Genomic DNA, 6,457 nt, shown 5'->3' with positions numbered 1-6,457 from the left:
ACCAATAGTGTAATGATTTTCCACTTAAGTTCATGTAAGTACTTGGTTTAAGTAGAATAAAAGTTCTGCCTTTAAGTTTGTAAGTTGTGATGTCTCCTAGTTTTTGTGTTTCAAAATTTAGGTTTTCCTTTTTAGCGAAATAATCTAGAATCTTAAAACCAATATTATGGCGTGTATGCTCGTATTTCTCGCCAATATTTCCTAAGCCAACAATCAGGAATTTTTTCATAATATCTGTGTTTTCAATAGTACTTGATTCGGTACTTATTCTAAAGAATTTTCGAAGTCGTTTTAACATATTGAAATTTCTTTTTGAGTAAAAATAAAAAAGCATCCTGAATATTTCAGAATGCTTTAGTATTATTTATGGAATAAATTATTTATTCTGCTGCTGGTTCGGCTGCTGGAGCATCTCCTTCAGCTCCTTCTTCACCTTCTTCTTCATCTACAACAATTGCTGCTCTAGAACGTCTTACTAAACATACAACTCCATTTTCTGGGTGCATAAATGTGTAAGCTTCATTTTTTAAAGTACTAATGTAAAGTTTATCACCAATTTTCATTTCCTCGATATTAGCATCGATATAATCTGGTAAATTACCTGGTAAAGCTTTTATTCTTAGGCTACGGTTGTTTTTACGCAAAACACCACCATTTCTTACACCTTTAGGGTTACCAATAAAATTTACTGGAATTTCCATAGTAATTTCTTTATCATCAAACAGTTGGTAGAAATCTACATGTAGAATTCTATCTGTTACAGGATGAAATTGAATATCTTGTAAAATAGCATTAAAAGTACCTTCGCTTTCTATTTCTATTACAACTGTATGCGCATTAGGTGTGTACACCAATTTAGAGAATGCTAATTCAGCTGCTGAGAAATGAACTGCTTTGTCTCCTCCGTATAGTACGCAAGGAACCTGACCAGCATTACGTAAGGCTTTTGTTGCTTTTTTGCCTACGCTTTCTCTTTGAGATCCGTTGATTGTAATTGATTTCATTTTTATTATTTATATTTAATTATTAATAAACTTAATTTGTATAACTAAAAAGCTACATTAAAAACTTAGAACTTATAGATTTATTAAAATGCACATTATGCATTACTTCAGCAAATAAATTTGAACAACTTATAACTTTAATTTTTTTGCTTTCTTGTTTTAACGGAATTGAATCTGTTACTATTAATTCCTCTAATTTCGAATTTTCTATTCTTTCGTAAGCATTACCAGACAATATTGGGTGTGTACATATTGCTCTAACACTTAATGCACCAAGTTCCATCATTAAATCTGCTGCTTTAGTTAATGTTCCAGCTGTGTCCACCATATCATCTACTAAAACTACATTTTTATCGGTTACATCTCCAATTAATTCCATATGTGAAATTACATTGGCTTTTGCGCGTTGTTTGTAACATATTACTACATCACTTTCTAACGCTTTAGAATAAGCATAAGCTCTTTTACTTCCACCCATATCAGGAGAAGCAATAGTTAAATTATCTAAATTTAACTCCTTTAAATAAGGTAAAAATACAGTAGATGCAAATAAATGATCTACTGGTTTTTCAAAGAACCCTTGAATTTGATCTGCATGCAAATCCATTGTAATTATTCTAGTAGCTCCTGCTACTTCTAACATTTTAGCAACTAACTTAGCTGCTATTGGAACTCTAGGTTTATCTTTTCTATCTTGTCTTGCCCAGCCAAAATATGGTAAAACTGCTGTAATATGTCTAGCAGAAGCACGTTTGGCAGCATCAAGCATTAATAACATTTCCATTAAATTTTCAGAACTTGGATTGGTAGATCCAATAATAAAAACTCTAGAACCACGTATTGACTCTTCGTAAGATGGTTGAAATTCACCATCACTATAAGTCGATGTAATTACGTTTCCTAATTCTGCGCCATAAGCTGTAGCAATTTTCTCGGCTAAAGCTTTACTTTGCGTTATTGAAAATATTTTTGCGTCTGGCTTAGTATTTGGCATCGTAAAAATGTTTAAAGTAGTGATAAACACCACGTTATTTTTAATGAGGTGCAAATTTAGAATTATTTTTCTATCTATAAAGCATTATCAACACTATTTTTAAGGCATTTAACAAAAAAAGATATATTTTTGTGTACAGAAATTGCTCAAATGGCGGAATTGGTAGACGCGCTGGATTCAAAATCCAGTTTCTTCGGAAGTGTGGGTTCGATTCCCACTTTGAGTACAAAGCTAAAACTTCTGTTTTGTTTTTTTTTGTTAAACTGTTTAAAAAAGTTATATTTAGTAATGCCTCACTAAATACGTTTACAATTTTATATTGACAGCTTTGCAGCAAATTATTTAGTAGTATTAAAATTAATCTTATATTTGGTTTACCAGTCTGGTAAACCAATTTTTAATTAGTGTGTACCATAAGTTTGGAAAATGGTATTTTTAAAAATTATTTTAAAGTAGGAAATTATTCAAGCTTAACTGTAAGCAAGCCTTTTTCTAAAGTAAAATACTACTAATTTAACGTTACTTATTAATAACTAAAAAACAAGAATGAAAAACCAACTTTTAGCTTTCGCAATACTAATACTCGCCTTTAATTGTAAAGAAAATACAATAGTAGATAACGTTTTAATTTCTAATAACGAAGAGTTAAAAGAAGCCATAAAAAATGCAGAACCTGGAGATAATATAGTTTTAACAAATGGCGTTTGGAAAGATGTTGAAATTAAATTTACAGGACAAGGAACTAAAGACAAGCCAATAACAATTAAAGCAGAAACTGAAGGAGAAGTTTTTATTGAGGGTGTTTCAAATCTAGCTTTTGGTGGCGAATATCTAGAAGTTAGTGGTTTGCATTTTAGAAATGGATATTCACCATCCAAAAACGTAATCGCTTTTAGATTAGACGCAAACACTATTGCAAATAATTGTAAAGTTACAAACTGTGTAATCGTAGACTTTAATAAACTACAACGTGATGATGATGATCTTTGGGTTCAGTTTTATGGACGACATAATGAATTAAGTAACTGTTACATCGCTGGAAAAACAAACGGTGGACCAACTGTAAGAGTAGATTTAAAAGGAGTTCAAAGTATTAAAAATTACCATAAAATTGTAAATAACCATTTCGGTCCACGACCTAGAAAAGGTGGAGCAAGAGGCGAAACTATTCAGTTAGGAAGTAGCTTTACATCAATGTCACCAGGTAATACTACAATAGCAAATAACTTGTTCGAAGCATGTAATGGAGAAGTTGAAATAATCTCAAGTAAAACAAATTTCAATGAAATTAGGAATAATGTATTTTATAAAAGTGAAGGATCTGTAGTTACTCGTCACGGAAACTATGTTACCATCGATGGTAACTATTTTATTGGAGATGGCGTAAATGAACAATATGGTGGAATTCGTATTATTAATACAGGACATTGGGTTACCAATAATTATTTTTTCAACTTAAAAGGAAAAAGCTTTAGAAGCCCATTGGCAGTGATGAACGGTATTCCAAAATCACCATTAAATCGTTATAACCAAGTAACAGACGTAGTTGTTGCTTATAACACGTATGTTAATTGTAGTGCACCATGGCAATTTGGTGTTGGGCAAAACATTGCGCAAGCAAATGTATTACCAAAATCTGAAATCCGTTCTGCAAGAGCAATTAGAACAACTGTTGCTAATAATATTATTTATAATGAAAAAGGATATGAAGGCCTTGTAGTAGAAAACGATAAAGCAGATGGTGTTTCATTTAAAAATAATATAGTAGATAATAAAGGTGTAGAGTTTAATAACTTTAATGAAGGAATTACTGCTACCTCTCTAGAGTTGAAAAAAGTATCAGATAACATTATGCTTCCAACAGGAATTTCAAGTGATGTTGAAGCTTTTAATGGATTTGATTTTAACACTATTGAAAAAGACTTATTTGGCAACTCTAGAAAAGACAGTAAAAGTATAGGTGCAGTTGTAGGAGTAGATATTGCTAATCCTAATATTTTAGATAAGTCTAAATATGGTGCGTCTTGGTATTCTAACGAAATTGAAACTAAAGATCTAGTAACTCATACTGTAACTAAAGCAGAAGAATTACAAACTAAAATAAATGCTGCAAGTAATGGAGATATTATCGCAGTAGCAGAAGGTGTTTATACAATTTCAAAATCTTTAGTAATAAATAAAACGCTTACTATTCAATCTAACGGGAAAGCACAACTTGTTTTTTCTGGAGCATCTAGTACACCATTGTTTTCTTTACAACCTTACGGAAAACTGACAGTAAATAATATGATCTTAAAAGGAAATAATTCAAATTATGCTTTTGCGAGTTTAAAAGAGAATATGTTTAATCATTTTGGATTAACAGTTTTAAATTCTGAAATAAGCGATTTTAATTATGTTTTAAGAGTATATAAGCAATCCTTTTCAGAACGTGTTACTTTTGATAAAACGACTATCTCAAATTGTGAAAACGGCATAGAATTATCTGAAGAGACAAACGATAGAGGTGATTATAATACAGAATATTTAACCATAAACAATTGTAATTTCAACAACGTAAAACAAAATGTTATTGATTATTATAGAGGTGGATATGATGAGTCTACAATTGGTGGAAATCTATTAGTGTCTAACAGTACGTTTACTAATTGTGGTGCAAAAGAGAAAAATAAAAGACTGTTCAACCACAATGGTATTGTGAATGTGAATATCAACAATAACACATTTAAAAACAATAAGGTAAAGTTTGTTTCTATTCTTTGGGGAGCAAAAAATAATGTAGAATCAGAAAATTCAATAACTAATTCAGGACAGATTAAGACGGAAGAAAACTTAGTTCAGACACTGTTTTACTAATTTAAACTCTAAAACGAACCAAATACATGAAAAAAACACTATTTACAATTTTCACCTTTTTATTGATGGTTGGATGTAAAAACGAGACTAAAACTAATCCAGAGGAAACGGTTAAAAACGAAACAGAAAAGGTAACAATATATCCAAGCAACGTACTTCCATTTATGGACGAATGGAAAATTCTTTTAGGAGATGGAACACACGTTGAAGATCTAGTTAATTACCAGAAAAAAGATTTTTTCTATGTCGAAAATGAAAATGAGACAAATTGGGTAGTCTACAAAACACCAAACTCTGGGATTACGTCAAGAACTTCTAGTAATACAAGAACAGAACTTGGCCAAAAAGCACATTGGATACCTGAAACAGGTGGAAAACTAACTGGAACATTAAAAGTACAGCATGTGTCAACTACAGGAGATGCTACTAAAGCATCTTCATATTCTGTAGTAATTGGACAAATTCATAGTCATGAAGGTCATGAAAACGAACCTTTAAAAATCTATTATAAAAAATTTCCAGGTCACACAAAAGGCTCTGTTTTTTGGAATTATGAAATTAATACAGAAGGAGATAATATTGGAAGATTTGATTATTCAACAGCCGTTTGGGGACATAATTTCTCTGTTGTTGGAGAAAGTTCAGAAACCTATCCAAAAGAGCCTGAAAATGGTATTGCTTTAGGTGAAGAGTTTAGTTACGAAGTAAATATTTATAAAGGCATCATGTATCTCACATTTATAAGTGAAGGTCATGAAACTATTAAATTTACAAAGAGTTTGATACAGTCAGAATTTGCTACAAGAAAAGATATTCCTGAACAAGTTTTAAAAGTGTACGCAAATAGAGATAAAGGTGGTGGTGTTGAACGTGAAATTGCCTATGCTGGCGAAATCAATTATTTCAAACAAGGTGCTTATAACCAAGCTAACGCTAAAAGCACTAAATCTGAAATTTATGGAGGTGATATTGTAAAACAATATGCTAACGGAAGTTATGCTGAGGTTTGGTTTAAAGAAGGTACATTAAGTTCAGGAACAGAACCAAAAATATAATATTCAGCATTGAAAAAAGTAATATTCATAATGGGAGTTTCCGGATGCGGAAAAAGTACTATTGGAAAATTATTAGCTGAAGATTTAAACATACCTTTCTTTGATGGAGACGACTTTCATCCTGAAAGTAACATAAAAAAAATGTCTAATGGTCAGTCTTTAAATGATGATGATAGACAAGGTTGGTTAGAAACTTTAAATCAATTAGCAAAAAAGGAGCTTAGCAAGAATAGTTGCGTTATAGTTTGTTCTGCTTTAAAGCAAAAGTATCGCGATACATTAAGTGAGACTATCCAAAGTCAAACAAAATGGGTGCATTTATCTGGAAGCTTCGATCAGATTTTTAAAAGACTAAATAGTAGAACAGGTCATTTTATGCCTTCGGAATTATTAAAATCCCAATTTGATACTTTAGAAGTACCTAAAAATGCTTTGAAGATTGATATTACCTTAACACCAGAGCATATTATAAAAACGATAAAAAACGAATTAAAAATGACTTCGGAATTTGGATTATTTGGTTTAGGAGTTATGGGAAAAAGCCTATG

6 protein-coding genes and 1 tRNA gene are annotated in these 6,457 nt (G+C 31.1%); 4 read left to right on the top strand and 3 right to left on the bottom strand.

Features of this window, described 5'->3' with window-relative positions:
• From Q0C58_RS06835 to Q0C58_RS06825, 3 genes are all read right to left on the bottom strand, one after another.
• The coding region (locus tag Q0C58_RS06835) for an aminoacyl-tRNA hydrolase (RefSeq protein WP_290699160.1) at positions 1–229 on the bottom strand (229 nt) is incomplete at its 3' end.
• A 151-nt stretch (positions 230–380) separates the two neighbouring features.
• Positions 381–1,004 carry a 50S ribosomal protein L25/general stress protein Ctc gene (locus Q0C58_RS06830; protein ID WP_290699158.1) on the bottom strand — a complete coding sequence of 208 codons (624 nt, stop codon included), beginning with the start codon at positions 1,002–1,004 and terminating at the stop codon, positions 381–383.
• A 52-nt stretch (positions 1,005–1,056) separates the two neighbouring features.
• The gene (locus Q0C58_RS06825; protein WP_290699156.1) at positions 1,057–1,998 is read right to left on the bottom strand and encodes a ribose-phosphate pyrophosphokinase; all 942 of its coding nucleotides are present in this window, start codon (positions 1,996–1,998) and stop codon (positions 1,057–1,059) included.
• A 144-nt stretch (positions 1,999–2,142) separates the two neighbouring features.
• Between Q0C58_RS06825 and Q0C58_RS06820 the strand changes: the two genes are divergently transcribed.
• The 4 genes from Q0C58_RS06820 to Q0C58_RS06805 form a co-directional block, all read left to right on the top strand.
• Positions 2,143–2,224: transfer RNA gene (locus tag Q0C58_RS06820), tRNA-Leu, on the top strand.
• A 320-nt stretch (positions 2,225–2,544) separates the two neighbouring features.
• Positions 2,545–4,854 carry a chondroitinase-B domain-containing protein gene (locus Q0C58_RS06815; RefSeq protein WP_290699154.1) on the top strand — a complete coding sequence of 770 codons (2,310 nt, stop codon included), beginning with the start codon at positions 2,545–2,547 and terminating at the stop codon, positions 4,852–4,854.
• A gap of 26 nt (positions 4,855–4,880) precedes the next feature.
• Complete coding sequence (locus Q0C58_RS06810) at positions 4,881–5,909, top strand: polysaccharide lyase family 7 protein (protein WP_290699152.1); 1,029 nt, start codon at positions 4,881–4,883, stop codon at positions 5,907–5,909.
• Positions 5,910–5,918: 9 nt separating this feature from the next.
• The coding region (locus tag Q0C58_RS06805) for a gluconokinase (protein ID WP_290699150.1) at positions 5,919–6,457 on the top strand (539 nt) is incomplete at its 3' end.

This window comes from Lacinutrix sp., from assembly GCF_023299985.1.
Lineage (GTDB): Bacteria > Bacteroidota > Bacteroidia > Flavobacteriales > Flavobacteriaceae > Lacinutrix.
This window is presented reverse-complemented; position numbering and strand designations above follow the sequence as displayed.

Bases quoted from the DNA above. Each gene is read 5' to 3' on its own strand.
- Q0C58_RS06830 (WP_290699158.1), bottom strand. From the start codon at position 1,004: ATGAAATCAATTACAATCAACGGATCTCAAAGAGAAAGCGTAGGCAAA.
- Q0C58_RS06825 (WP_290699156.1), bottom strand. From the start codon at position 1,998: ATGCCAAATACTAAGCCAGACGCAAAAATATTTTCAATAACGCAAAGT.
- Q0C58_RS06815 (WP_290699154.1), top strand. From the start codon at position 2,545: ATGAAAAACCAACTTTTAGCTTTCGCAATACTAATACTCGCCTTTAAT.
- Q0C58_RS06810 (WP_290699152.1), top strand. From the start codon at position 4,881: ATGAAAAAAACACTATTTACAATTTTCACCTTTTTATTGATGGTTGGA.